This is a genomic window from Xenorhabdus eapokensis, from assembly GCF_001908105.1.
This window is the reverse complement of record NZ_MKGQ01000121.1, coordinates 1-1,161: the sequence shown is the minus strand read 5'-3', so window position 1 is coordinate 1,161 and position 1,161 is coordinate 1. Positions and strand designations below refer to the sequence as shown.

The window sequence follows — 1,161 nt, the reverse complement described above, 5'->3', positions numbered from 1 at the left end:
CCAGTCAAAGAAATAAACTCAAAAAAGCAGGCTGGAGTGATGATTATCGTGCACAAGTGTTCTTTGGATAGATATCAACCAAAGTATGCTCGCGCCCTGTATTGGGGGCAAATCTAATTTCAGGTTTAAATCAGAAATATGTTCATCTCGAACAATCATTGACAGAACAGCCTGAGTGTCCCCTTCAAAGAAATGAATAACTTTTGCAATAGTGGAAGAGGCTTGTTTTCTCAACCAGCTTACCTTAGCTTCAATAGCATCAATAGCCTTACGACCATCACGAACTGGAATAGGTGCAGGTTTAGTCGGATTAATAGAAGCAGCATAAGGGCATAATCCCGTATATGTCCCTTGAATATCTAACAGTACTTCAGTTGGAATTCCTTTTAACTCTGCCTCTGAACGATACCAAGTACCTGATACCTTTTGTTGGGCTGCCTTATTATAAATTCTCCAATAAACACGCGACTGACGGGAGCCAACCTCAAAAATTTCTTTTTTAATACTGCCATTACCATGATATTTAATATCATACCCGTGAGCAGGTCTTGGCCCTCTTCCACCGTAGAAAGCATCATCTTCAAAGGCTGTTTGTGCATTCAGAGAGGTGAAAACCCCATCATAATCATCAGTAGATAAATCTAACCTTTTCAGCTCAATAATATCTAAATGGTTTAACCACTTATAAATTTTTTCTGGGGTTGTGCCACTCATAACATGTGCACAACCTGCTCCATCAATCTGTATATAGAAAGTGCCGTTATTCCCTCCCCAGTAAAGTGTACCGAAGTATTCACGCCCACCATTCTCCGAATATAAAACGGCTGAATCTTCATAGAAGTGTCCGACTTTACCGCGAGCGGGTCCAACAGATAATCCAAAGACAGCATTAATAAACCGTCTTAGCCGAGAGTGAAGACAAGCTAATAGTTCTTGGTTATAAATTTCGGCGTTATGGTTGATGCTCTCAATCGATGAAGAGAAAACAACAGATGAATCAGGTAAAGGATCATAATCAACGTTTGATGCAGATCTATATTTAACGCGATGCTCGACTTTTAGGGTGAGTTGAAATGACATAGCCGCTCCTTTATAACTTTAAGTCGTCAAAAATAGAGAAATAAAGGAACAAAAGGCTATGTCACAGCAAGATTTTATCAT

Annotated in this window: 1 pseudogene; it reads right to left on the bottom strand. The window is 39.5% G+C overall.

Annotation, left to right across the window (positions count from 1 at the left end):
• Positions 1-168: 168 nt before the first annotated feature.
• Positions 169-714 (bottom strand): annotated as a pseudogene (locus Xedl_RS33880) (replication initiation factor domain-containing protein); the annotation flags it as partial.
• Between the last annotated feature and the right edge of the window lie 447 nt (positions 715-1,161).